The sequence below is a fragment of the Rhizobium azibense genome (genome assembly GCF_004342325.1).
Taxonomy (GTDB): Bacteria; Pseudomonadota; Alphaproteobacteria; order Rhizobiales; family Rhizobiaceae; genus Rhizobium; species Rhizobium etli_B.
Map to the genome: position 1 here is coordinate 288,423 of NZ_SMBJ01000002.1, position 21,402 is coordinate 309,824.

Sequence of the window (21,402 nt, forward strand, 5' to 3'; positions counted from 1 at the left end):
TGCTCGGAAACGAATGAAGGCGGGATGCGGTCTGTCACCTCGCCCGACATCTGATTTAACGCCCTGCCATCGTTCGGTTTTGCTAACGCGCTGCGGTCAAGACCTGAACGACGTCGAGGCGCCGAAATCGTGGCAACAACCCAAGGCTCTTCGTGACGGCAAGCGCTCAATCGCTCTAATCCGAGGCTGAACCATCAGGAGGGTGGTCAGAAATTGTCCCGATAATGGGCGCACGGCAGATGAGGTCGATGGCCGCCGCACTTGCCTTGTCGGTTTCTGCCTGTTCCGCGATGACGTCACCGCCAGTAGCCAAACGGTATTTGCGGCAAAGCTTGCCGTCCTCGAATGGCAAGCAAGCGAGCGAGACTAAACGTCCGCCTGTTAGGGATTTGTTGACCATAAAGTGGTTCAACTGAACATGATGGATGCGGACGTTCCCGCACCTCGTCGAGTATTTTTGTGTAAGACGGGATTGTTCGTGTGAGATGTCGAGTCAAAGGGTTCTGGGGTGGAGCATTTGACGGCGTGGTCGCCGTACTCCTTTCGCGCGTGGAACGGTTCGTGGCGCAGACCACTCTGCTCGCGCTTTCTGCGCTTATCAGTTCGCCATCTTTTGCCTTCGCGGAAGATCGTACGCTGAAGCTGTTCTTTACCCATACGGGCGAAAGAGCCACGATTACCTACAAGCGCGACGGAAGGTTCGATCCGAAGGGCCTGTCCCAGATAAATCGGTTTCTGCGCGACTGGCGACGGAACGAGCCGACCCGGATGGATCCCCGGCTGCTTGACCTGGTCTGGGACGTGTACAAGCGCAGCGGCGCGAAGGACTACATCCACATCGTCTCCGCCTACCGTTCTCCGGCCACCAACAACATGCTTCGCAACCGTTCGCGCAGCACGGGCGTCGCCAAAAAAAGCCAGCACATGCTTGGCAAGGCGATGGACTTCTACATTCCAGGTGTGAAGCTTTCGACGCTGCGTGCCCTTGCAATGCAGATGCAGGCCGGTGGTGTCGGATATTACCCGACATCGGGATCGCCCTTCGTGCATCTCGACGTCGGCAACGTCCGTGCTTGGCCCCGCATGTCGCGGCAAGAACTTGCTCGGATATTCCCGAACGGGCAGACGATGCACCTTCCAGCCGACGGCCGGCCGCTGCCAGGATATAATCAGGCGATTGCGAACCACAGGAAGCGCGCCAGCACCGCCCTTATCCAGACCGCCAGCACGGCTCAAGAAGACGATGAGGCAGGAACAGCAGCCGCGTCGGGCCGCGACACGAAAGACAATAGCCTCGTGACGGCCCTCCTGCCCATACCGCGAAGCCGCGGATTGGATGCTCTGGCTTTGCAGACAGACGCGGACGAGCGGGACGACGAACGGTCGCCCGTTGATCTCTCATCTTTCCCGATCCCCATACCGGCAATGCGGCCAACAGACTTGGGGGGCGATGGCAAGCTGGAGATCGCTTCGATCGGCCCAATCGGGGTTTTCCCGGACAAACTGACATCTGCATTGCCGACCTATACCGGTTTCAAACCTTTCACTGCCGCACGCCGCGCCTGGCAGGAAAATGCGCATGTGATCGCCTCTCTGCCAATGACTGCCGCCTGGGAAGGAGTAGATCTATTTGGCTCGATTTCGGACCTTGCGCTGATGAATTGGGCACTCCATCCCCCGGGCGCGGTGATTGGAATGAGAGCGCCTCGCCTTTCCCGCCGCACGGTTCAGCATAATCCGGATGCCGCATCCGGTACGACACTCATTCCGGTCGCCACCACTGACCGGTTCGACACTGACCGGTTTGCCTCCCTCCCCGAGGGCTAATCGCATTCGACATCGCGGCGGCTATGGTCCATCGGCGGGTCTTTTCCATCGACCCCTGGTGTGGAGGTCAGCCCCGCGCTGGGGGACTGCAGAGGTGCCGGCATCCATATCCTCCGTTCCACCTTTCCCGTCGAGTTGCGAAACGGACTCAGATAAGAAATAACTGCCGCTGTCTTTGTCTTTCCGGCAAAGAAACCACCTCGAGGCATCCGCGTGATGCCGCCCTGGAAGACAAGACATGAATGATACCTGTTCCAGTCCTCTTGACCGCCTGTCACGCCTGCGAGGCATCCTGCCGGCTGCCGTGATGATCCTGGTTTTGACGGCGACCAGCGGCTGCGTTCAGACCGCGCTGGACGATCTCGGCGGCGCGGCTCCCCAGATCTCGACCAAGACAATGGCCGAGATGCGTAAGAAGAAAATTTCGCCTCAAAGCCCGGTGCTCGTTCGAACCTTCAAGGAGGAGAGCGAGCTCGAGGTGTGGAAGCAGGACGCTTCCGGGCGTTATCGCCTGCTAAAAACATTTCCGATATGTCGGTGGTCGGGCAAGCTCGGGCCGAAGAAGACCGAGGGCGACCGCCAAGCTCCCGAAGGCTTTTATTCGGTCAGCAGGAGCATGCTGAACCCTAAGTCCCAGTACTACCTTTCCTTCAACCTGGGTTATCCCAACAGGCTCGAATCCGCTCTTGGATATAGCGGCACGGCGCTCATGGTGCATGGTGCGTGCTCCTCGGCCGGCTGCTATGCGATGACCGACCAGGGCGTGGCCGAGATCTATGCCATCGTCAACGCCTCGCTGGCCGGCGGCCAAACATCGTTCCAGGTTCAGGCGCTCCCCTTCCGTATGACGGCGAAAAACATGGCCGAACACAGAAACGACCCCAATTTCGAATTCTGGAAGACATTGAAGCCGGGATATGACGCCTTCGAAGCGACGAGGAAAGAACCCAGGATTTCAGCCTGTGGGGCAAAATACGTCTTTAACGCCGAGTTTCAGGGAGGCGATCCAGAAGATCCGTTGGCCGCATGCCCTGCGCGCATCGACACCCCCGATCCTGCAGTCGCCGCCAGGATGCAGACGGAGGATGCCGAGCTGGCCGCGCTGCTAGAGAAGAACGGCCCTTCTCATTTAACAGCCTATGTCGACGGAGGCATGCATCCAAGCTTTCGGGCGCTTCTCAAGCAGGACGGCCCTAAGAAGCTGGCAGAGAAGATCTCCAACATCGACTATCCTGTCAGCAGGCCAGATGCAGCGCTGGCTGACCCTTACGAAAAGGACTGACCCGCTTGTCACGGCCGCGAAGTAATTGCACAAGGCAAACCGCCTCGCAGATCCGACAAGGGGCCAGTTCCTTACACTCCCTCTTCCCGCTGCCTTCAATTCAATCAGAACGTTCGGCCACTTCAACACCACAATGCAACTAGCCCGCCGCTTCCGCCGGTAACGGGATCGGTGCTTGGCGCGGCGAGGGATTGTATCCGTTTCATTTGTTCCGGCGTTGGCTCGTCACGACAGAGGTCATAGTCGGCTCCCGCCGGATAGGCACCCACCACCAGGAAATCGCTGCTTGCCGAAAGTCGACAATGGCCGGTTCCAGCAGGCAATACTGCCGCATCGCCGGCATGGATCTCGATCTTCAGTCCCGTTGGCCCGCCGAGCATTAACGTGGCGGTACCGATTGAAAAACCCAGCGCCTCATGGGTTTTCGAATGATAGTGATGGAACGGATAGACGCCATTTCGCCACATATTGCCCCAGCCGTTTCGTCTGAACAGCGCTTCAAAGCCGGCTGCCCGGTCATCAACCTTCAGCACGCCACGATAAAGCAGAAGCGGAAATGTTGGATTGTTCGGAATGACATCGCCCGGCTCAAGCCAGATTGCTTCGGGTTTCATTTGTGCGCCTCCTCGTCCACTGAACAATAATGGACATTGCCTTTGGTGCTTTCCGAAAATCTGGGGAACCAACCGCGCTTCGGGTAGTTGTCCATATGCATTTTCAAATCAACAGCAGAAGGAAAGGACGTGTCCATGCCTTCCATCAGTTCTGCAAAAATACTTATTCTTGCAACTGACGGTTATGAGCGCTCCGAGCTACGGGTCCCGCATGAGGAGCTAAGAAAGCGTGGCGCCAGCATTAAGATTGCCTCTATCAAGGAGGGCAGCATCAAGAGCTGGAGCAATGGCGACTGGGGAGATAGCATCAGTGTCGACCTTCTGGCAAACGAGGTAAACGTTATCGATTTCGATGCCCTCGTCCTGCCTGGCGGCCAGATCAATCCTGACAAGCTGCGCACCGACGAGAATGCAATGCGCGTCGTCCGCGAATTCGTTAAATCCGGTAAGGTTGTCGCCGCCATATGCCATGCGCCCTGGCTGCTTGTCGAAGCCGACGCGCTGCGAGGCAGGCAGGCAACCTCTTACAGGTCGATCAGGACCGATGTGGAGAACGCCGGCGCCACCTGGAAAGATGAGGAAGTCGTGACCGACCAAGGCATCATCACCTCCCGTTCCCCGGACGATCTGGACGCATTTGTTGCAAAGATCGTCGAAGAGATCGAGGAAGGCCGCCACGAGAAGCGAGCCGCTTGATAGGACCTCCTGTTCACTGAGCCCGCGCACACCCAGCGCGGGCTCTTTTTATGAGGCTTTACGGACGGGCGTCTCCGCCGATTGCCGATCGCGAGACAGGAAATCGAGCAGCCGGTTCTCCGCCGCCCGTAGTCCCCACAACGGCTTAGCAGCGGGCATGATGACTTCGCCTCCAGAACAGTCCTTGTCGGCAAGCGCAATGATGGCAGGGTGAATGTAACTTGAACGCGAGATGGCAGCCGTATTGTGCAAGACGGCGGCCGAAGCCTCAGCCATGTCCTTCACGGTCGGCCGTTTTCCCTTTTCAACTGCGTTGCGCGCAACGGCGAAGGCGGCGAGCGAGCCGGCCCACGTCCGAAAGGTCTTCGCGGTGATCGCAATACCTGAAATTTCCGCCAGATAGCTGTTCAAGCGCCCGGATTCGATCGGTTTCAACGCGCCCGTCTCGTCCTTCCAGACGAATAGCTGGCGACCGGGAAGGTCGGCGATTTCTTCCAGAATCCTTTGCAATCTGGGGTGCTTGAGGCTACGCCGGACACGCTTTCCGCCCTTGGAACGAAATTTCAGTTCGATCCGGTCCTCCGCCAAGGTGATGTGCCGCTTCAACAGCGTCGTTGCGCCATAGGTGCCGTTTTCCTTAAGATAGGCTTGGCTGCCGACGCGAAGATGTGCCTCATCGAGCAATGTCGTCAACGCCGCAAGGACACCGCGGACATTTTCAGCGCCGACCTCAAGATCACGCTGCACCTGTCGTCGTATCCTGGGCAAAGCGTGGCCAAAGGCGATCAGCTGATCGAATTTTGCTATGCTGCGGAAGGACTGCCAATCCTTGTGATAGCGATATTGCTTTCGGCCCCGTGCATCAAAGCCGGTCGCCTGCAAATGACCGTTCTCCTTCAGGCATATCCAGACGTTTTCGTATGCGGGAGGCAGCCCGAGTGCGGCGATACGACGCCTTTGCTGCGGTTCGCATACCAATGACCCATCCGGCAGGCGGTAACAGAAGCCTCGGCCCGTTTTCTGCCTGCGAATACCGGGTTCGGTGTCGCTCACATAGACCAGGCCAATGTCGCTTAGGGCTTCAGCACTCATCGCTTTGTTCGATTTTAAGTGTTGCGGCGGCCGAAGTGGAACCAACGCTGACGTTGGGTCTTTGTAGCATTCTTCGGTGACTGCGAGGCACCTTTCGGCGCAAAGACGGCAACGCTTTCGCGGTAGACCATCACCGGGTTTTCCGGGTTGAATACCGTAAAGGGATCGTCGGCACCGGTATCGACCACCCGCTGCCACGTCTTGATGCCGTTCACGTCCGGAAGGGTGACTTCGCAATCACCGCCAGCATTGAATACCATGAAGAGGCCATCCATCTTTTCCGCATCCGATGCGAGGACACTCCGTGACACGTAAACGCTCAGCACTCGCAATTCGTTGTCGTTCCAGGCGCCATCGTCCATGAAGTCGCCATCCGGTTTGTACCAGGCGATTTCGATCCGTCCGTCCTCTGTGGTTTCACCGGTTAAAAAACGCTCCTGCCGAAGCTCCGGCTGCGCTTTGCGGAAAGCAATCATTCTCTGACAGAAGGTCAGAAACGGATCGTCAAGCCCGCTCCAGTCGATCCAGCCGATCTCGTTGTCCTGGCAATAGGCATTGTTGTTGCCGCCCTGGCTGTTGCCGACCTCATCACCTGCAAGGATCATCGGCACGCCCTGGCTGAGCAGCAACGTTGCCATCATGTTGCGGCGCCGCCTGCGGCGCGCGTCATTGATATCGGCGTCGTCGGTCGCGCCCTCCGCACCCATATTGTCCGAATGGTTGTCGGAATGGCCGTCGCGGTTGTCCTCGCCGTTGGCTTCATTATGCTTGCCGTTGAACGAGACCGTATCCATAAGCGTGAAGCCGTCATGGGCCGAAAGCAGATTGATGGACGATGTCGAGCCGCGATCCGAATGATTGAACTGCAGCGCCGAACCGGTAACACGCTCTGCCATCTCCGAGACCTGGCCGCCATCGCCTTTCCAGAAACGTCGGACGTCATCGCGGAACTTGTCGTTCCATTCGCGAAAAGGATGGGGAAAACCACCGACCTGATAGCCGCCTTCGCCGACATCCCAAGGCTCGGCAATCAGCTTCACGCCCGCAAGCATCGGATCTTGCCGAATCGCGCTGAAAAAGATGCCCTGCCGGTCGAATTCCATATCCTGCCGGCCGAGAGTGCTCGCCAGATCGAAGCGGAAACCGTCGATATGCATGACGCCAACCCAATAGCGCAAGCTGTCGAGCACCATGCGCATCACCATGGGATTGGCAACGTTTAGCGTGTTGCCGGTGCCGGTCGTATCGAAGGTGTGGCGGGGATCGTCAGGCGATAGGATGTAGTAGCTTGCATTGTCGAGACCGCGAAAGGAAAGCGTCGGACCTCTCTCGCTGCCTTCGGCCGTGTGGTTATAGACCACATCCATGATGACCTCGATGCCGGAGGCATGAAACTTTCTCACCATCGTCTTGAACTCGGTGATCTTGTCACTCGACATATAACGCGACTGCGGCGCGAAGAAACCGAGCGTCTGGTAGCCCCAGTAATTGGTGAGATGCTTCTCCTCCAGATAGCGATCGTTCGGAAAGAACTGGATCGGCAGCAATTCGACGGCCGAGACACCGAGTTTCGTCAGATGATCGATGATCGGGTCGCTGCACATGCCAAGAAAGGTACCGCGCAATCGGTCCGGCACCTTCGGATGGGTCATCGTCATACCGCGCACATGGGTCTCATAAATGACCGTTTCGGTCCATGGGCGTCGGATTGCCTCATCGCCGTCCCAGTCGAAATCGGGATCCTGCACCACGCCCTTGACCATGAAGGGAGCGCTGTCGCGTTCGTCGAAGGAGAGATCGTCCTTGCCGATCGTATAGCCGTAGAGCGCATCGTCCCACATTAGATCGCCAATCACCTGCTTGGCGTAGGGATCGAGTAAAAGCTTGTTTGGATTGAAACGGTGGCCGTTTTTCGGATCATAGGGACCGCTCGCGCGATAGCCATAGACGGTGCCCGGTTTCAGACCGGCGACATAGCCCGACCAGATATCGCCCTCGCGCTTGGGCAATGGCATGCGTGCCATTTCCGTCTTGCCGTCATCGGAAAACAGACAAAGGTCGATCTGCTCGGCGTGAGCGGAATAGACAGCAAAATGAGTCCCCGTCCCGGTATATTCGGCGCCCAGTTCTGGCTTCATGAAATCGAGTTCGGAAAAAGAAAAACTCATAATCACTCCGCTTGGTGGATCGCCAAGCTGGAAACGTTACCGCAGTGCGAAAGTTCCCTGCGCCGACGCCAAGGGCGCTACGGCATGAGCTGGCCGCCATTCACCTCAATGATCTGGCCGGTGATGTAACCTGACAGGGTCGGCGAAGCTAGAAACAGATAAGCGCCGACGCAGTCTTCCGATGTGCCGATGAAGCCCATCGGAATGGTTTTGCGCTGCATCTCCATCTGTTCGTCGTTGGTATAGCGCTCGTGGAACGGCGTAGCAATGACACCGGGTGCGACGGCGTTGACGCGGATGCGGTCGCCGACGAACTCCTTGGCATGGCCCCGGGTGATCGTCGAAACGAAGCCTTTGGAGGCCGCATAGAGAACCGCACCGTTGCCCCCGCCGTTTCGTGCAGCGATCGAAGTCGTATTGACGATGAAGCCGCCCTGCTTCTTCAGCCAGGGATGGGCGGCGCGCGTTGCGGCAAGAACAGAACGGGCATTCAGATCCATTACCTTGGCATAATGCTCGTCGGTATATTCCGCGGTCAGTTTGCGGCCAAGCATGCCGCCAGCATTGTTGATGAGGCCATCGAGATGTCCGAAGGTCTTAGCGGTCTCCTCTACAACGCGTTCCGTCTCGCCTTCCTTAGAAACGTCGCCCTGTACCAGATGCACAACGGTACCAGTCGCTCTGATCTCCTCGGCAAGCTTTTCGGCTGGCTCGCGGCTTGTGTTGTAGTGGATGCCGATCTTCATGCCCTGCGCCGCGAACGCCCGCGCAAGAGCCGCACCGATGCCAGTCGATGCACCGGTTATCAGCACCGCTTTGCCATTCAGATCAGGTATTTTTATGGACGCGAGTGATTGAGCAAGATTAGCCATGGCAGCAACAGCCTCCCGAAAAAACATAAAAATAGATAGTGAAATCGATTTGACGAGCGATTTAGCAGGTGAATTGCGGACGACACCCACTGCAGAACGAAAGAGGAGAGAGAAAGAGAATGAGAGAGAGAGAGAGAGAGAGAGAGAGAGAGAGAGAGAGAGAGAGTGTGTGTGTGTGTGTGCGTTTGAGCCGCTATGCGCCGTCAAACTCTTTCGAGAGCTATCGCAATTCCTTGTCCCACGCCAATACACATCGTCGAGAGTGAATAACGCCCGCCCGATTCGATGAGCTCCAGTGCGGCCGTTCCGGTAATGCGCGCGCCCGACATGCCAAGCGGATGGCCGAGCGCAATGGCGCCGCCATTGCGGTTGACGCGACGATCGTCATCGACAATGCCAAGTTCGCGCAGCACGGCCAGCCCCTGCGAAGCGAAGGCCTCGTTCAGTTCGATGACGTCGAACTGATCCTCACTCATGCCGAGCCGCGCCATCAGCTTGCGCGATGCCGGAACCGGTCCGATTCCCATGATGCGGGGCGGCACGGCGGCGGCAGCACCGCCCAGGATTCGCGCAATCGGCTTTAGGTCATGCCTCCTCGCCGCGGCCTCGGAGGCCACGATCAATGCCGCGGCCCCATCGTTGACGCCAGACGCATTACCGGCCGTGACCGTGCCGCCTTGTTTTTTGAACGGCGTGCCAAGCTTTGCCAATGCTTCCATCGTCGTTGCGCGCGGATGCTCGTCCTTCTCGACTACCACGGCAGCGCCTTTGCGCTGTGGGATCACGACTGGCGTGATCTCCTTTGCCAGCCGGCCGTTTGCCTGAGCGGCGGCGGCTTTTGCCTGCGAACGCAGCGCGAAGGTATCCTGATCCTCGCGGCTGACCTTGTAATCCTCGGCGACGTTCTCGCCTGTTTCAGGCATGGAATCGACGCCATACTGAGTCTTCATCAGCGGGTTGATAAAGCGCCAGCCGATCGTCGTGTCGTAAATTTCGGCATTGCGCGAAAAGGCCGTTTCCGCCTTCGGCATCACGAATGGTGCGCGCGACATGCTCTCCACGCCGCCTGCTATCATCAGTTCCGCCTCGCCGGCGCGAATGGCGCGCGCAGCGGTGATGACCGCATCCATGCCCGAGCCGCAGAGTCGGTTGATCGTGGTTCCCGGGACTGCAATCGGAAGACCCGCAAGCAGCAGCGACATCCGCGCCACGTTACGATTGTCCTCGCCGGCCTGGTTCGCGCAGCCAAAAACGACGTCGTCGACGGCCTGCCAATCGACCGATGGGTTACGCTGCATCAGTGCCTTGAGAGGTACCGCGCCGAGATCGTCCCCACGCACCGATGACAGCGAGCCGCCGAAGCGGCCGATCGGCGTGCGGATGTAGTCGCAGATATAGGCGTCGCTCATGATCGTTTCCTCAAAGTGCCGGCGCGAAAAGGTCGGAAACCGGCTCTTCGACATAAAGCGGCGCGCCGGTCATGGCCTGCAGTTCCTCCATCGAGATCATCGCTAGCTTCTCACGCAGCACGAAATGCCCCCCCACAATGTCGACGACTGCGTGGCTCGTATAGACGCGCGTGATGCAGCCGACGCCGGTCAGAGGGAAAGTGCATCCGGCGACGAGCTTCGGCTCGCCGTTCTTGGTGACGTGTTCTGTAATGACGAAGACCTGTTTGGCGCCATGGACAAGATCCATCGCGCCGCCGACGGCCGGCACGCCCGTGCTGCCGACGCGCCAATTGGCGAGATCGCCGTTCTGGGCGACTTGATAGGCACCGAGGATGGCGACGTCGAGATGGCCGCCGCGCACCATGGCAAAACTGTCGGCGTGGTGGAAGATAGACGCACCAGCCTTCAACGTCACAGGCCTCTTGCCGGCGTTGATCAGGTCCCAGTCCTCTTCGCCGGCAGGTGGTGCCTCACCGAAGCCCAAGATACCGTTCTCGGTATGGAAGATCGCCTGCCGGCCGGGCGGCTGGTAGCGGGCCACCATTTCGGGAAAGCCGATGCCGAGGTTCACATAGGCGCCGTCGGCAATATCTTGAGCGGCACGCCAGGCAATCTGGGCATTGGAAAGCTTGATGTCCTCGCGAGTTGTCGCAGTTCGGGTATCGACGGTCATACGTAAGCCACTCCGGCTCGAACGAGCTCTTCTTCCTGCTGCGGATTGGATATCTCGACGAGACGGTCGACGAAGATGCCGGGCGTGACGACCTGTTCGGGATCGATCCCGCCCGCAGGCACGATCTTCGAGACCTGTACGATCGTCGTTGCGGCCGCCATGCACATCAGCGGGTTAAAGTTGCGGCCGGCTTTGTTGTAGATGAGATTGCCGTGTACGTCGCCGATATGCGCCTTTACGATCGCAAAATCGGCCTTCAACCAGCGTTCCTGGACGTAGAGCCTGCCATCGAATTCAGCGACTATCTTGCCTTCGGCAAGCTCGGTGCCGTAGGCCGTCGGCGTGTAGAATGCCGGGATGCCGGCGCCGCCGGCACGGATGCGTTCGGCAAGAGTCCCCTGCGGCACGAGTTCGAGCTCGATCTCGCCGGCAAGATATCTATCCGTGAAAGCACGCGGATCCGAAGAACGCGGGAAGGAACAGATCATCTTTCCCACCATGCCGGCGTCGATCATCGCGGCGATGCCGATGCGGCCGTTGCCGGCATTGTTGTTGATGACGGTCAGGTTCTTCGGCCCCTTGTCGATGAGGGCGTGGATAAGCTCGATCGGCGCACCTGAGCCCCCGAAACCGCCAATCATGATGCTGGCACCGTCACCGATTTCGCAGATGGCTTCCGCCGCGCTCCCGGTCGTCTTGTCCATGCGGAATTTCTCCTTGCCGGCTATGTATGGCGGGACGCATTCCTAGTCACGAATAAGACGAGACGAAATCGGCGGCAAGTATTTTGTGCGTTATTTGACTTTTGTTCGTATATCGCACAAACTCTGCCGACTTGATGTGGAGTCAACAAAATGCGCGAAACGGATTTCGTCAGCGGCTTTGCCCGCGGCTTAAAAGTAATCGAAGCCTTTGGTGAAACGCACCAACGTCTCTCGATCACTGACGCTTCCAAACTCGCCGGCCTTGACCGCGCCACAGTGCGTCGTTCGCTCCTGACGCTCGCAGAGCTCGGCTATGCGGATTACGACGGCAAGTTTTTCACTTTGACGCCGAAGATCCTGCGCCTCGGCCATGCCTATCTGTCGGCAACACCCTTGCCCGTGCAGATCCAACCGCATCTCGACCAATTGTCGGAAAAGGCGCAGCAGAGCTCCTCGGCCTCGGTTCTTGAAGGGACCGACATCGTCTATATCGCACGCGCCTCTCAGCGCCGCGTCATGTCGATCAATCTGACGCCCGGCAGCCGCCTGCCCGCCTATTGCGCCTCGATGGGCCGCGTGCTGCTCGCAGCGCTACCGGAACACGAAGCGCGTGCTATCCTTGGTCGGACAGCGTTGAGGCAAAACACGCCGAACACAAAGACCGACCCGGAAGATCTGATTGCCGAATTCCGCCGCGTCCGCTCGCAAGGCTATGCCATTATCGATCAGGAGCTTGAAATCGGCCTTTGCTCCATCGCCGTTCCGGTCGAAAACGATCGAGGCCAGACGGTTGCAGCAATCAACATCGGAGCGTCCGCAGTCCACGCCCCTGCATCGGAAATGGCGAGCCGCTATCTGCCGCTTTTGCAGGAGACACAAAAGGCCTTGCGGCTGGTCTTGCGATAGCAGTGCGGAGATCCCTCCTCCGCAATTGGGGACATCACACCGCGAGCCTCGTCCGCTCGGCGATGCGCCATGTGCGCGGCGTCTCGCCCACCCGATTCAGAAAAAAGCGCGAGAAGTAGGCTGAATCGGCAAAGCCCAACCGGTAGCTGATCTCCTGTACGCTGGCGAGGGTGAAAAGCAATTCGCGTTTTGCCTCCTCCGTCAGCTTGCGGGCGATGAGTTCGCGCACGCTGTTTCCCGTTGCAGTCTTCACGATGCGGTTCAGATGCGCCGGTGAGATGCCGAGCTCGCGAGCGTAGAAGGCTACCGGCTTATGTGCCCTTAGATACTGTTGAACCAGGCCGCTCAGAACCTCCATGCGCCGGCTATTCTCATCGGCCACCTCACTCTCGGCACCTTCGCAAATCCGTGCCGTTAGTTGCAGTGCCGAAGTCAGATACGCATCCAGCAGATCGCTCCGGCCGCTCCGCCGCCCGGAAAATTCTTCTCCCAACCGCGTCAGCGTCTGCGCTACGTAAGCGGCATCCTGGTCTTGCATATCGAGCCCGGTCAGCTGCGGTTTCGCCAGCCACTGCCCGAACCGACTGCGATCACCAGGCGTGGATTTCAGATGCGAGGCAAGAACCGTGATAACAAAGCCGTCGATATCTTTCGAAAACCGAAAACCGTGCTTCAGGCCTGGCGGCACTGTGATCACGGAGCGCGGACGGATCGCATGCCGCTCCTGTGCGAAGATTGCATCGCCCGATCCGGCATTGATGTACAAGATCTGAAGGAAGTTTTCATGACGGTGCAGCCGGATTTCCCAGCCATGAAGGCTGCTGCGCGACGGAATTGTCTCGCAATGCAGCCAGAAATCCGGCTTTTTGCCGGCGCTCTCGCCATAAAGATCATAGGTCGGAGCCGATTTCGTCATCACACGTAGATTCCTCGATGTTCGATTCGTGCAATTTCTCGCGTAAAATGTCCATTGCCGCGGCCGTCGACCAAGAGGAGAATTTGACGAAAGACAAGCGCGGGAGGAAGCATGCGCACACAGGTCGCAATTATCGGCTCCGGGCCATCCGGGCTCCTGCTCGGCCAGCTTTTGACGGAAGCCGGCGTCGAAAACGTCATTCTAGATCGGGTCGACAAGGACTACATTCTCGGACGCGTTCGTGCCGGCGTCTTGGAGGAAGGCACGGTCGGCCTTTTGGACCAGGCAAAGGCCGGCGCCCGAATGCATGCCGAAGGCCTGCCGCATGACGGCTTTTCGCTTGCTTTCGACGGTCGCGATCACCGCATAGATCTCTTTGGGCTTACCGGAGGCAAGCGCGTCATGATCTATGGCCAGACGGAACTCACACGCGACCTGATGGACCGTCGAAAAAAGAGCGGCGCCTTGACGATCTACGAAGCCGCTGACGTCCAGCCGCACGAATTCGACCGTCAACTTCCCTACCTCACCTATGATAAGGACGGCACAACGCACCGCCTCTATTGCGATTTCATCGCCGGTTGTGACGGGTTTCACGGTGCAAGCCGCAAGGCGGTGCCGGAAAAGTCGTTGTGCGCCTTCGAAAAGGTCTACCCCTTCGGCTGGCTCGGCATCCTGGCCGAGGTGCCGCCTGTCAGCCACGAGCTTATCTATGCCAACCATCCGCGCGGTTTCGCGCTCTGCTCGATGCGCTCGCAGACCCGCAGCCGCTATTACATCCAGTGCCCGCTTGATGAAAGAATCGAGAACTGGGGCGACGTCCGTTTCTGGGACGAGCTGCGGCGCCGCCTTCCAGCTCACCACGCAGACGCTGTGCGTACCGCACCTTCGTTCGAAAAGTCGATCGCACCGCTCCGGTCATTCGTCGCCGAGCCTATGCGTTTTAATCGGCTGTTTCTGGTCGGGGATGCCGCCCATATCGTCCCGCCGACGGGCGCCAAGGGCCTCAATCTCGCTGCCAGCGACGTATACTACCTTTTCAAGGGCCTTATCGAACACTATCAGGAGGGCTCGAACGCCGGCATCGATGCCTATTCCGAACACGCGCTGTCACGCGTCTGGAAGGCGGTTCGCTTCTCTTGGTGGATGACGACGATGCTGCACCGGTTCCCCGATACGAGTGATTTCGACCAGAAGATCCAGGAAGCCGAACTCGACTATTTGACGCATTCCCGGGCAGCCGCGACAGCGCTTGCGGAAAACTATGTTGGACTTGCCTACTAGCCGAAGCGCTTCCCTTCCAACCGGATGAGCGCACTGTGCTCGACGGTTACGGATGGGCCTCCATCAATTGCCTCGCGGTGCCGGCAGCAATCGCGGTGGGCTAGATGGCCAAGATCGATCTCCAGCCGGCTAACTCCTATATCTTTCAGCAGGTGATCATTGAGGGCCGAAAGTGCACGGGCGGTGGCCAACCGTTCTCCGCGGCCCCAGAAAGTTCCGAAGCCGGCTCGGAATATTCTGAGCAGCGTCATCTCCGCCGCTCGGTCCGATCTTTCTGTGGCTGGCATCATGGCAATCTCCATTCTGGCTGCTGCGATCGGCGAAGTTTTTGGAGATGACGGGTGAGGCAAATGCGATCCAGTCGCTCTGTTCCCGCAAGGTGAACTCCAGCGGATGTGCTCGCAAAAGAAGACAACATCTCCCGCCTTGGTGCGGCCTGTTGAAGGCGCTGACGATCGTCAGATTAGAGTCGAGCTTCGAGGATCAGGTTGAAAGGCGTTGTCATGGCGCGGCGGAAACGGGTGAAGCCCGCCTTGCGGAACACGCCCGCCAGCCGGGCTTCGCCGGCCTGCGCGCCAAGCACCATACGGCCGCCATCTGCAATCGCATGAGCGCAGCAGATCGTCGTGGAGGCCGCATAATACATCCTCGCGACAGGCGAGATATTGTCTTCGACCCGATCATTGGCGAAGGGCTCCACGAGCATCACGGTGCCGTCTGGCGCAATGGCCTTGGCTGCATGCGCCGCAGCGGCGACCGGATCTCCCATGTCGTGCAGGCAATCGAAGAAGCAGATGAGGTCGTAGCCGGTTCCGGGATAGTTGTCGGCTCGAGTTTCCGCGAAGGTGACGTGCTTGGAAACGCCTGTCATGGTGGCGACTTTTTGCGCCTCGATTACGGAGTCCCGGTGCGCGTCGAAGCCACGGAATGTCGAAGCCGGGAATGCCTGTGCCATGAGCGCGGTAGAATGCCCGTGTCCGCACCCGATATCGGCCACAAAAGCCCCGACCTTCAGTTTCTCGACAACCCCATCAAGAGCGGGCAGCCATTCGCAGACCAAGCTTGCCTTGTAAGCATTGCGGTAGAAGGCGGCAACTCCGCAGTAGAGACGTCCGTTATGGTCGCCCCACGGCACGCCGTTGCCGGTGCGAAAGGCCTCTACCGCCTTGTCCTCGTCCGCCCACATAGAAGCAGGGACTGCCCAGGCGTTAGGGATGAAGACCGGGCTATCGTCGTTGGCAAGGACAAGCGCTTGCTCCGGCGTGATCTCGTAGGTACCACTGATCGCGTGGTAAGCGAGGTAGCCGCCGGCGACTTGTGAATTGAGCCATTCGCGAACGTAGCGTTCGGCGCAGCCGGCACGGTGGGCAAGCTCGTGCGATGTAAGCGGGCCGGCTTCGGACATTGCCTTATAGAGGCCGAGCCGGTTGCCAAGACTCACCATGACCCCGCCATAACCAGCAGAAAGGTCTTCGACCACGCGCGAAAGAAGCGCGTCAAGCTTTGCAGAATCGATCGTGTTGATCTGGACATGTTCCATGTCATTTCTCCTGTTCAAGAACCTTCGGAAGCGGAGGTTGAGGAGAGCATCGCAGTTAAAAGGAGGGATCGGCAGAGCGGAACTTTCCAGAATCGGGCCGATCGTGCCACGCCAAGGGGCGTGGCGTGGCTGCCCTTTCCGCGTTATCGTGCCGTGCTTGCGTCCAAGGAATTGACTATGCCGCATAATACTGAGCAGGCTGGCCCGGAGCCGCTCCATGTCAGCCTCGTTGCTATTCCCGAGGCCGTGGTGTCGACCCTGAGTGGCATCTTCGACGTGATGAACGCCTTTTCTATCATGCCGCCGCTGGGCGACGCAAAGCGCCACGCGCCACCGTTTCAGGTCGAGATCGTCGGGCTCGAATCAGGACCGCTGGCTCTTGCCAGTCGCATTCCTGTTATGGTCCAACGCAGCATTGCGGCGGTCGAGACGACCGACATCATCATCGTCCCTTCCATCCTACTTGGCCCGGAGGGTTGGCAAAAAGGACGACACCCGGAACTTGTGGAATGGCTTCGAGCCATGCACCAACGCGGCGCGCTCCTATGCTCGGCTTGCTCCGGTATTTTCCTTCTCGCGGAAACAGGGCTCTTCGATGGTGCGGAAGCTACGGTGCATTTCGGTTACGCCAACGCCTTCAAGGCGGAATTTCCGCGTGTCCATAGCCACCCTGAGCGGGTCCTGGTCGTCTCGGGCCTGCGCGAAGAACTGGTCAGTTCAGGAGCTTCCATGACCTGGCATGATTTGGTCCTCTATCTCATCGCAAGACATGCTGGATCGACCGCGGCACAGGCGGTCGCGCGCTGCTTCGCCCTCCAATGGCATCAGGACGGCCTTACGCCCTACATAGTCTTCGAGGGGCGCAGCGATCATGGAGACATCGCCGTTCGGTCGGTTCAGGAATGGGTGTCCACGCATTTTCCGGTGGCCAACCCGCTAGAGGAGATGATCCGTCGCTCGGGGCTGGCCGAGCGCACCTTCAAGCGGCGTTTCACAGCGGCGACCGGGTTGAGCCCGATCGCCTACGTGCAGCGTCTAAGGATCGAGGACGCGAAACGCCGTTTGGAGCGGACGGAGGCATCGGTCGACGAGATCGGCTGGCAGGTCGGTTACGAGGAACCGGCTTTTTTCCGCCGTCTCTTCAAACGCGTGACCGGCTTGACGCCGGGAGGTTACCGACGGCGCTTTAGAATACCTGAGTATGCACGCACCGGCTTAAAGGATTAAACTCCTAGCAACGCGCCTCATAGGTTCGTCCGTAGCGATCTCGATACACGCAGTAGCCGCGACGTTCGGTCGAGCGGCCAATCAGCGCGCCGGCGACGCCGCCAGCGACGGCTCCGACCGCAGCGCCTTCCCAGCTATTGCTGACGGCCCCGCCGATAACTGCTCCGGTGCCGGCCCCAATGGCCGTCCCCCTCTCCGTCGCTGTGCAAGATGCCAGGGCACCAACGAAGGCACTGGCAAGGACAATTCTTCTCATCATTTTGAACTCCTTAGTATTACTGTTGAGCAGGAGCGGCCGGCGGCGTAGCCGGTGCCGGCGTCGCGTTGTTATCAGTTGGTGCCATCGGCTTTGCCGGATCAGGGGTTGGCTCGGAATTCGTCGTGGATGCCGTAGGCTGCGGATCCGTATCCGGAGCATCGTTCCACAAAGTGTAAGCAAACGCGACAACGGCGATCGCTGCAATGGCGGCCGCCCAGCCCACCCATGCGCTGGATCGGGTGTGCTCCACCGGCGTTGTGCGAAGGTCCAGATCCGGGTTGGGAGTGATTGTGCGATTAGGATCGTTCGGATTGTTAGGATCGTATGTCATCTTCATTCTCCGCTTTCGGTGAGAAAGGGAAGCTTTGGACGGCTTGTTTGTTCCGCTAGCGCGTCGACCCCATCTCCTGGGTTGGACTTCAGTCGCAGATCGATCGGACTTTAGCCCATGGAGAACCAAGTCCAAAGTCCTTCGCAACTTCAGACTGTGGCCCCAGATCGGAACGTCATTCAACGCCCAGCATTGGGTTGGTGTGACGGAAGAGCGATCAAGGAGGTTTGCAATGAAGGACGACGGATCCACCCGCGTTATAAGCCGCTGGAGCGCGGCGGCCGTCGCCATTGTCATCGCCCTTGCCGGCCTGCTCTACGTTTACGGTCAGCTCCTGTCGGGCGACAGCGAGCAATTGACGCGGAGCCTTCGCGAAGCCACGACCACCGCCGATGGAAGTTAAAGGAACCGAAAAGCACACGAGGTGACCCGCAGTGTGGCCATCCATCCTACGCTCAGACCGGTCTCCCAGAAATGCCTCACGGAATGCAGTTCCTTTCAATGTCATTTGCCACAAATCTTGCAGCGCGTTTCCAGGCTTCGTCTGTGTCGCCACGATACGTTATAAACCGGTCGCAGGTGGGCTTGTTGGCGTTGATGTCCAGCAGGACATACTTCGCCCAGCCCACCAAGGTGCTCATCTTATGGATCTCGCCTATGAGCAGGTAATTCGCGCCAGCCCTTTTCGCCTCTTCGTAAAGCTCCGCAATCCCCGGATCACGCGCCGTGCATTGCCCATTCCGGCATACCAACGAAGTGATGCTGAACTTTTTACGTCTCGAAAGACTGTCACGTAGGGTTGCGCCGAACGCCGTCAGCCGCTCATCGTGGCCGTCGATCTGGCCATCAGCTTCGCCGGACGTGTCCCTGAAGTCGAAATTGGCAACGGCTACCGTTAAGGGTTCAATCGCCTCGGCAAGGGCGGTTGATGCAAGGACGGTGGCACCCGCCAACGCTATGGCGCGCCACCAACCTGGGGCGCACAACCTACTTTTTACGTGAAAGCTGGCTTGTACCACGTCCTCCTCCTACCTGAAAATCGACGCCGGGGGTGGCGCCTGCGCCAATGCATTCATAGATCAGAAGTCTAGTGCAAGGACCGGCAAAAATAGGACTGCGCTCGTGCGTTATAAGTCTGTGTCATTCAAGATGCGGAGCACCGCCGTTTGCCTGTCCATCTTCGTCGTGCCAAGCACATTGAAAAGAGCGTCGACAACGTAATACTCGTCGCCACAGGATAGCGACTCGATTGAAGTACACTCTCGCGGTCTCGCCAGGCGGCGCGTGGGCGGCGGGCCGATCAGTGTCGCTCGACGTCCTTGGCACCTCATCTTGCCGAAATCTCGCGCGCGGCCTCCCGGATGGTCTGCATCAGAATGGACAACGGTAACGAGGGGATCGCGTCCGTGCGCATCGTCAGACCCACAGGCCCTTTGGTTTCGCTCGTATCGATCGGCAGTATTGCCAGCACGCCGTCCTCTATGTCGGCTGCCACAACGCCAGTCGAGATGATCCAGATTGCGTCGCTTGACCGCAAGAAGGCGCGGCCGAAAGAATCGGAAACCGTCTCGATCTGGTTCGGCAGGTTCGGGACACCATTGGCGATAAGGAAACTTTCCACGAAGGGGCGAATGATTGAGGCCCGCGTCGGCATCAGCACCGTGTATTCTGCGAGCGCGGCAAAGGGCGATTGCCCAGTTTTCAGAAGCGGGTGCCCGGCCCGGACGGCAAACACCACCTGTTCGGAATAGAGGTGCTCAAATGAAAAGCCTGCCATTTTTTCCGCTCCAGCAAGGCGTCCGACGACAAGATCGAGGTCGCCCACTCGAAGCTGCTCCAAAAGCACCGCATTGTCGCCAGTCACGATCTTGATGCGGCTCCAGGTATTTTCTTTGAGGAAGAGCTCCATGGCCTGCGGCATGACGCGCGTCGATACCGTCGGAAGTGCGCCGATGCGGATCGGCGGAGCGTCGCCCACCCGCTCCTGGGTGACCGAATCGAGCCCGTGGCGGAGCGCCGTCAGCGCCGCGCCAGCATGCTTAAGGAACACGTCGCCGTACCGCGTGATCTTGATGCCGCGCCCGTCGCGCTCGAAAACAGCAACGCCCAGCACTGCTTCCAGTTCGCGGATCGTCTTTGTCACCGCAGGCTGGCTCACCCGCAGGAGTTCAGCTGCCTTCATGACGCTTTTCTGCCGCGCGACCTCGACAAAGGTCTGCAGATGGCGAAACTTGATACGGCTATCGATCATTGGTCACATAACCCATAAGTTATCGGAAAGCCACGAAATATCATTTTACCTAACCGAATTAAACATTCAAATTTTGTGCGAGGAGGAAGTTCCGTGCAATTTGCCCGCGTCAACGATGTCACGATTCACTATCAGATCATTGGTGGCCCTGCCGGCAAGCCAGTCATTGTCTTTGCCAATTCGCTCGGTACGGATTTCAGGATCTGGCGCGATGTGATCGTGCGGCTGGCAGGGGATTTCAAGATCGTGCTTTACGACAAGCGCGGGCATGGTCTTTCGGATATAGGCCAGTTGCCATATTCGATCGACGACCATGCCTCCGACCTCATCGGCCTCCTGGAGACCCTTGAGGTCGAGCGGGCCTTCATCTGCGGCCTGTCGGTCGGCGGGCTCATCGCGCAGTCACTTTATCAGCAGCGCCCGGACCTCGTACGCGGTCTCATCCTTTGCGATACGGCTCACAAAATCGGCACCGCCGAAACATGGAACGCCCGCATCGAGGCGGTCGAAAATTACGGTATCGGCAACATCGTCGATGCGGTGATGGAGCGTTGGTTCACGCCCGCCTTCCGGCGCCCGGAAAATCAGGCCTATGCCGGCTACTGCAACATGCTCGCCCGTCAGCCCGTCGAAGGCTATGCAGCAACCTGCGGCGCAATTCGCGATGCCGATTTCACAGAAGCCGCAGGCAAGATTGCGGTTCCCACCATCTGCATTGTCGGCGATCAGGACGGTTCGACGCCACCGGACCTGGTGAGACACACCGCAAATCTGATCCCGAACGCACGGTTTGAAACGATCCGCGATGCCGGTCACATCCCCTGCGTCGAACAACCGGAGGCCCTTACCGCCGTCATCCGCGCCTTCATCGATTTCGCCTTGCATGGAGAACCAAGCCGATGAATGAAGCCTCTATTCCGTCCGAACGCTACCAGCAGGGCATGGCGACCCGCCGCGCGGTCCTTGGCCATGACCACGTCGATCGGGCCGAAGCAGGCTCGACGGCTTTCGACAAGCCGTTTCAGGACCTAATTACGGAGGCTGCCTGGGGACATGTCTGGTCGCGTCCGGCCTTCACCAAACGCGAGCGCTCGATCGTAACGATCGCGCTTCTGGCCGCACTGGGCCAGGATGACGAGATTGCGATGCATGTTCGCGCGACGGCCAATACCGGCGCCAGCCGCGAGGATGTTTGCGAAGCGCTCCTGCACGTGGCGATCTATGCGGGTGTTCCGGCTGCCAATCACGCAATCAAGATCGCCAAACAGGTTTTCGAGCAGATGGACGCCGAAAAGACAGCCTGAGAGGA

At 58.9% G+C, this 21,402-nt stretch carries 24 protein-coding genes; 9 read left to right on the top strand and 15 right to left on the bottom strand.

Annotated features, from left to right (window positions below; genetic code table 11):
- Positions 1–175: 175 nt before the first annotated feature.
- Entirely contained in the window at positions 176–400 is a 225-nt protein-coding gene (locus EV130_RS05520; RefSeq protein WP_132659528.1) for a hypothetical protein, read from the bottom strand.
- An 80-nt stretch (positions 401–480) separates the two neighbouring features.
- Here EV130_RS05520 and EV130_RS05525 point away from each other — a divergent pair, with 80 nt between their 5' ends.
- Both EV130_RS05525 and EV130_RS05530 read left to right on the top strand, forming a co-directional pair.
- Positions 481–1,827 (top strand): peptidoglycan L,D-endopeptidase MepK, encoded by a 1,347-nt coding sequence (locus EV130_RS05525; RefSeq protein ID WP_425375564.1) that lies wholly within the window; start codon positions 481–483, stop codon positions 1,825–1,827.
- A 238-nt stretch (positions 1,828–2,065) separates the two neighbouring features.
- Positions 2,066–3,109 (top strand): L,D-transpeptidase family protein, encoded by a 1,044-nt coding sequence (locus tag EV130_RS05530; protein WP_132659532.1) that lies wholly within the window; start codon positions 2,066–2,068, stop codon positions 3,107–3,109.
- Between the two features lie 122 nt (positions 3,110–3,231).
- Here the strand turns inward: EV130_RS05530 and EV130_RS05535 are convergent, their stop codons facing one another.
- Positions 3,232–3,723, bottom strand: coding sequence for a cupin (locus EV130_RS05535; RefSeq protein WP_132659534.1), 492 nt, complete (start codon positions 3,721–3,723; stop codon positions 3,232–3,234).
- Positions 3,724–3,858: 135 nt separating this feature from the next.
- Here EV130_RS05535 and EV130_RS05540 point away from each other — a divergent pair, with 135 nt between their 5' ends.
- Positions 3,859–4,419: a DJ-1/PfpI/YhbO family deglycase/protease gene (locus EV130_RS05540; RefSeq protein ID WP_074064894.1), complete on the top strand. Its 561-nt coding sequence runs from the start codon at positions 3,859–3,861 to the stop codon at positions 4,417–4,419.
- Between the two features lie 48 nt (positions 4,420–4,467).
- On the opposite strand, the gene EV130_RS05545 is transcribed toward EV130_RS05540, so the two are convergent.
- The 6 genes from EV130_RS05545 to EV130_RS05570 all read right to left on the bottom strand — a co-directional run bounded on the left by EV130_RS05545 (position 4,468) and on the right by EV130_RS05570 (position 11,379).
- Positions 4,468–5,511 carry a DNA topoisomerase IB gene (locus EV130_RS05545; RefSeq protein WP_132659536.1) on the bottom strand — a complete coding sequence of 348 codons (1,044 nt, stop codon included), beginning with the start codon at positions 5,509–5,511 and terminating at the stop codon, positions 4,468–4,470.
- A gap of 14 nt (positions 5,512–5,525) precedes the next feature.
- Positions 5,526–7,679 carry a glycogen debranching protein GlgX gene (glgX, locus tag EV130_RS05550; RefSeq protein WP_074064896.1) on the bottom strand — a complete coding sequence of 718 codons (2,154 nt, stop codon included), beginning with the start codon at positions 7,677–7,679 and terminating at the stop codon, positions 5,526–5,528.
- A 77-nt stretch (positions 7,680–7,756) separates the two neighbouring features.
- On the bottom strand, positions 7,757–8,551 hold the full coding sequence (locus tag EV130_RS05555) for an SDR family NAD(P)-dependent oxidoreductase (protein WP_074065696.1): 795 nt from the start codon (positions 8,549–8,551) through the stop codon (positions 7,757–7,759).
- A 203-nt stretch (positions 8,552–8,754) separates the two neighbouring features.
- Entirely contained in the window at positions 8,755–9,960 is a 1,206-nt protein-coding gene (gene pcaF / locus EV130_RS05560) for a 3-oxoadipyl-CoA thiolase (RefSeq protein ID WP_074065697.1), read from the bottom strand.
- 10 nt (positions 9,961–9,970) lie between these two features.
- Complete coding sequence (locus tag EV130_RS05565; protein WP_074064897.1) at positions 9,971–10,675, bottom strand: 3-oxoacid CoA-transferase subunit B; 705 nt, start codon at positions 10,673–10,675, stop codon at positions 9,971–9,973.
- Positions 10,672–11,379 (bottom strand): 3-oxoacid CoA-transferase subunit A, encoded by a 708-nt coding sequence (locus tag EV130_RS05570; RefSeq protein WP_132659538.1) that lies wholly within the window; start codon positions 11,377–11,379, stop codon positions 10,672–10,674. Before EV130_RS05570 ends, EV130_RS05565 begins: the two co-directional genes overlap by 4 nt.
- 150 nt (positions 11,380–11,529) lie before the next feature.
- Here EV130_RS05570 and EV130_RS05575 point away from each other — a divergent pair, with 150 nt between their 5' ends.
- The gene (locus EV130_RS05575) at positions 11,530–12,285 is read left to right on the top strand and encodes an IclR family transcriptional regulator (protein ID WP_132659540.1); all 756 of its coding nucleotides are present in this window, start codon (positions 11,530–11,532) and stop codon (positions 12,283–12,285) included.
- A gap of 34 nt (positions 12,286–12,319) precedes the next feature.
- Here the strand turns inward: EV130_RS05575 and EV130_RS05580 are convergent, their stop codons facing one another.
- Positions 12,320–13,201, bottom strand: a complete 882-nt coding sequence (locus tag EV130_RS05580) for a helix-turn-helix domain-containing protein (protein WP_074064900.1) — start codon at positions 13,199–13,201, stop codon at positions 12,320–12,322.
- Positions 13,202–13,312: 111 nt separating this feature from the next.
- Here EV130_RS05580 and pobA point away from each other — a divergent pair, with 111 nt between their 5' ends.
- Positions 13,313–14,485 (top strand): 4-hydroxybenzoate 3-monooxygenase, encoded by a 1,173-nt coding sequence (pobA, locus tag EV130_RS05585; protein WP_132659542.1) that lies wholly within the window; start codon positions 13,313–13,315, stop codon positions 14,483–14,485.
- Here pobA and EV130_RS34200 read toward each other — a convergent pair.
- Both EV130_RS34200 and EV130_RS05595 read right to left on the bottom strand, forming a co-directional pair.
- Positions 14,482–14,787, bottom strand: coding sequence for a YjiS-like domain-containing protein (locus tag EV130_RS34200; protein ID WP_081377254.1), 306 nt, complete (start codon positions 14,785–14,787; stop codon positions 14,482–14,484). The two genes, pobA and EV130_RS34200, sit on opposite strands and share 4 nt — an antisense overlap.
- Positions 14,788–14,948: 161 nt before the next feature.
- Positions 14,949–16,025 carry a class I SAM-dependent methyltransferase gene (locus tag EV130_RS05595; protein ID WP_074064903.1) on the bottom strand — a complete coding sequence of 359 codons (1,077 nt, stop codon included), beginning with the start codon at positions 16,023–16,025 and terminating at the stop codon, positions 14,949–14,951.
- A 177-nt stretch (positions 16,026–16,202) separates the two neighbouring features.
- Between EV130_RS05595 and EV130_RS05600 the strand changes: the two genes are divergently transcribed.
- Complete coding sequence (locus tag EV130_RS05600) at positions 16,203–17,252, top strand: GlxA family transcriptional regulator (protein ID WP_074064904.1); 1,050 nt, start codon at positions 16,203–16,205, stop codon at positions 17,250–17,252.
- Between the two features lie 4 nt (positions 17,253–17,256).
- On the opposite strand, the gene EV130_RS05605 is transcribed toward EV130_RS05600, so the two are convergent.
- Both EV130_RS05605 and EV130_RS05610 read right to left on the bottom strand, forming a co-directional pair.
- Complete coding sequence (locus EV130_RS05605) at positions 17,257–17,511, bottom strand: YMGG-like glycine zipper-containing protein (RefSeq protein ID WP_074064905.1); 255 nt, start codon at positions 17,509–17,511, stop codon at positions 17,257–17,259.
- A gap of 16 nt (positions 17,512–17,527) precedes the next feature.
- Positions 17,528–17,842, bottom strand: coding sequence for a hypothetical protein (locus tag EV130_RS05610; RefSeq protein ID WP_132551611.1), 315 nt, complete (start codon positions 17,840–17,842; stop codon positions 17,528–17,530).
- Between the two features lie 232 nt (positions 17,843–18,074).
- Between EV130_RS05610 and EV130_RS32480 the strand changes: the two genes are divergently transcribed.
- Complete coding sequence (locus EV130_RS32480) at positions 18,075–18,245, top strand: hypothetical protein (RefSeq protein ID WP_165918495.1); 171 nt, start codon at positions 18,075–18,077, stop codon at positions 18,243–18,245.
- A gap of 76 nt (positions 18,246–18,321) precedes the next feature.
- Here EV130_RS32480 and EV130_RS05615 read toward each other — a convergent pair whose 3' ends face one another.
- Together EV130_RS05615 and pcaQ are read right to left on the bottom strand one after the other, a co-directional pair.
- A complete protein-coding gene (locus tag EV130_RS05615) occupies positions 18,322–18,861 on the bottom strand; it encodes a DUF2380 domain-containing protein (protein ID WP_074064907.1) in 540 nt (179 codons plus the stop codon).
- Positions 18,862–19,169: 308 nt separating this feature from the next.
- Positions 19,170–20,093, bottom strand: coding sequence for a pca operon transcription factor PcaQ (gene pcaQ, locus EV130_RS05620; RefSeq protein ID WP_132551615.1), 924 nt, complete (start codon positions 20,091–20,093; stop codon positions 19,170–19,172).
- A 93-nt stretch (positions 20,094–20,186) separates the two neighbouring features.
- On the opposite strand from pcaQ, the gene pcaD reads away from it, so the two are divergent.
- Positions 20,187–20,996, top strand: coding sequence for a 3-oxoadipate enol-lactonase (pcaD, locus tag EV130_RS05625; RefSeq protein WP_132551617.1), 810 nt, complete (start codon positions 20,187–20,189; stop codon positions 20,994–20,996).
- A complete protein-coding gene (pcaC, locus tag EV130_RS05630; RefSeq protein WP_132551619.1) occupies positions 20,993–21,397 on the top strand; it encodes a 4-carboxymuconolactone decarboxylase in 405 nt (134 codons plus the stop codon). The genes pcaD and pcaC overlap by 4 nt, the downstream gene beginning before the upstream one ends.
- The last annotated feature ends 5 nt before the right edge of the window (positions 21,398–21,402 follow it).